The organism is Clostridium tarantellae (genome assembly GCF_009295725.1).
Lineage (GTDB): Bacteria > Bacillota > Clostridia > Clostridiales > Clostridiaceae > Sarcina > Sarcina tarantellae.
The window spans coordinates 1-3366 of sequence record NZ_WHJC01000337.1 but is presented as its reverse complement, the minus strand read 5'-3'; the positions used below and the strand labels follow the sequence as shown (position 1 = coordinate 3366).

The 3366-nt window shown below is 25.6% G+C and carries 2 protein-coding genes; one reads left to right on the top strand and one right to left on the bottom strand.

The window, feature by feature from the left end; translation table 11 throughout:
- The first annotated feature begins 427 nt into the window (after positions 1–427).
- Complete coding sequence (locus GBZ86_RS14010) at positions 428–2017, top strand: BCCT family transporter (RefSeq protein ID WP_152891676.1); 1590 nt, start codon at positions 428–430, stop codon at positions 2015–2017.
- A 157-nt stretch (positions 2018–2174) separates the two neighbouring features.
- Here GBZ86_RS14010 and GBZ86_RS14005 read toward each other — a convergent pair whose 3' ends face one another.
- Positions 2175–3140, bottom strand: coding sequence for a leukocidin family pore-forming toxin (locus tag GBZ86_RS14005; RefSeq protein WP_152891675.1), 966 nt, complete (start codon positions 3138–3140; stop codon positions 2175–2177).
- Positions 3141–3366: the final 226 nt, after the last annotated feature.

Sequence of the window (3366 nt, the reverse complement as noted above, 5' to 3'; positions counted from 1 at the left end):
ATATTATATATTTAATAGATTTAAAGGAGATTTAGTATGTATTTTTTATTAAAATTATATTATTAAAAAGTATTTTTTCAAAATTTTTCCTTTACAAACTGACAACTTATATGTTAAGATAAGAGTATCAGTTTGAAGTTGTAGTTGTTTTGATTAATTTCTTATCATTTCATATCTAAAGATAAGTCTAAGAATCTTCAATTAAATTTATTAATTGAAGAATTAAATATTTAATAAGTTTTGAAAACTTATTAACAATCGTTTATTTTTCCAAAACTACAGTGATACATTATATTAATTTTAATAATACATAAAGATATATGGGTATTTTTAAAAAAATTAAAATATTATGTAAAGAAGTTAATCCAAGCAATCTGACAACTTTGTCGAAATATAAAGTTTTTAGTCAGGGGGAGTTATAAATAATATGAGTAAGTTAAATTTAAAAAACATATTAAAAAATAATATAGTGTATATAAGTGCACTTATGTTTTCCTTTATGGTATTTATTTTAGGAGCTTTTTTCACAGATACTTTTCAATCGGTGGTTAGTAGTGTATATAGTAAAATTATGAATGATTTTTCTTGGGTTTATTATCTATTAATGCTTATATTCTTATTTGTTTGTATATGGGCGGCATTAAGTAAATTTAAGAATGTAAAATTAGGAGATGATGATTCTAAACCTGAATTTTCTAATATTAGTTGGTTTTCAATGTTATTTAGTGCTGGAATTGGCATTGGATTAGTTTTTTGGGGGGTTGCAGAACCTTTATCTCATTATAATGAACCACTTAACATAGAACCTTTAACAAATGGTGCTAGAGAATTTGCTATGACCAAATCTATGTTACACATCGGAGTATCTGCATGGGCTTGTTATGGAGTTTTAGCTCTTGCATTAGCTTATATACATTTTAGAAAGAAAAAACCTATCTTAATAAGTAGCTTATTAATTCCATTGGTTGGAGAAGAAAAAGCTAAAGGCTTTTTAGGAAAAATAATAGATATTTTTACTGTATTTGCTACTATGGCTGGTATAATAACATCATTAGGTATGGGAACTCTTCAGGTTAATAGTGGATTAAATTATTTATTTAATGTTCCTGAAAGCAAAAGTATACAAGTAGCTATAGTATTAATAATAACAATTCTTTTTTTATTTTCAGCATGTACAGGAGTTAAAAAAGGAATAAAATTTATTTCTAATGCAAACATGTTTTTAGCATTTCTTTTATTTGCATTAGCTATAATAATAGGACCTTTTGGAGATATGCTTTCAAACTTCTTAATTGGATTAAAAGGTTATGCTATAGAAATGGTAACTACAAACAACAATATATTTGTAAAAGGTGATTGGTATAATAAGTGGACTTTATTCTATTGGGGATGGTGGATTGCTTGGGCACCTTCAGTTGCTATATTTATAGCTAGAATATCAAAGGGTAGAACTATAAGAGAATTTATAGTAGGAGTATTACTTGTACCGGGCGGAGTTTGTATGGCATGGATGACTGTATTTGGTACTTTAGGATTAAATGTACCTACTGAAATTGGAAAATTAGCTATACAAAAAGTTGAAACAGCTATGTTTGTTGTTTTTGAACAATATCCATTAGGATTTTTAATGTCAATTGTAGCTATAATATTATTATTTACATTCTTTATAACAAGTGCGGATTCTGCAACTTATGTATTAGGAATGATAGTATCTAATGGTAAATTAGAAGTTAAAAATTCTAAAAAAATAATACTTGGAATTCTACAATCTGTATTAACTTTAGTATTGCTTTTTGCAGGTGGATTGGAAATGGTACAAAATGCATCTATAATAATGGCATTACCATTTGGAATAATAATGCTTATATCTATAGGTGGATTTATTAAGGCTTTAAGTAGTGAGAAGTTAGTTAAAGAAGAAAAAGATTTAAATAGCGAAAAGTTAAGTAAAAAAGAAAAAATACTTATTAATAAGGGTAAAAATACTGTATCAACAATTAAATCTTTAGATATATAAATTTTAATATTATAAAAATAAAATGCATTAAAATTCATATAAAATATTGAATTGTATAGGTATAAAATATAATTTTAAAATAAGCCATTGGTGAAAGTTAATTCATCAATGGCTTATTATTTTTAATAATCTTTAATATGTATTATTTAATATCTTTTTACTGATTACTATCTGAAACAGGTAATATAGTATGGTTTTCCCAGTTTATAACGAATTTTTTCGTTGCTACTCTTTCATCTGCATTATGTTTAGCATTACCAAACCAACGTACTTGAATCCATGCTAACTCATATTTATCTATATGTCTTTTGAAAGTTACTTCTACTATTGATTCCTTCTTATCCTTTGGAGCTTTTAATGCAACTAAGAAATTTGGTGAAAATCCTCCTGTTATTAGTGCAGGTAATTTATCATCAGGTGTTAAATTATAAGTTCCAGCATTATAACTTCTTGACAACATAAACATTTCATTTCCATATAAGCTTGTATAAGAATGTATATCATAACCATCTAAAGTAGAACCAAATTGAACTTTCCAATTTGTTTTGTGAAGATTATTTACATTTTGTACAGTAAAATAGTTTTCTTGATCATAGCTTATATTTTGGCTTTGGTTATAAGTAGCATTAACTGTTCCTGTAGCTTTATCTGGCATAACTGATATATTTCCACCTACTGAATATCCTACAGTATTGCTAACACGAGCAGATTTTATAGTGTTTGTAGGAGTACTTGAAACAATTTGAGTTTCTCCACCAGAATTTTCTGTATCTTTAACTTCTATAGAACATTCATAAGATGAAGGCCAATTCATTGACGCCTTATAGTAACCATCAAATCTTTTTAAATTTGAATTAATAAAAGAACCATCCGTTGATAAAAATACTGTTTTTTGATTATCAGCAGGATCTTCTATAAATTTAGCATTAGCTATAAACTTCATGCCCATTTTAGTATCTTCTAATCCATATGTTGAATTATAAGTTTTTAATTCTTGTTTTTCAGTTACTTTAGCTTTTTCTTTTCCTTTTGCATAAGCTTGTACACTATTTAAAGAAACAGTGCTTGTTGAAATTGTAGCTATAGTTAATACTATTGCAGCTAATTTTTTTAGTTTTAACATGGTAAAATCCCCCTTCAATTATCTTGTGTTTTAAAAAAAGTTATATTAAACATTTAACTTTTTTACCATTATAAATGAAATTTTTGCATAAATATACCGGAAATTTTTAACATGTAAATGATTTTATATGAATATATTGGAAAATTGAATGAATAAAAATTAATTAATTTCATTTTGAAATAATTAGTATAAAAAAACCAATAAAAGAATTAATAACTATAAATAC

Excerpts from the sequence above, each read along its gene's own strand:
- GBZ86_RS14010 (WP_152891676.1), top strand. The coding sequence starts at position 428 with ATGAGTAAGTTAAATTTAAAAAACATATTAAAAAATAATATAGTGTAT.
- GBZ86_RS14005 (WP_152891675.1), bottom strand. The coding sequence starts at position 3,140 with ATGTTAAAACTAAAAAAATTAGCTGCAATAGTATTAACTATAGCTACA.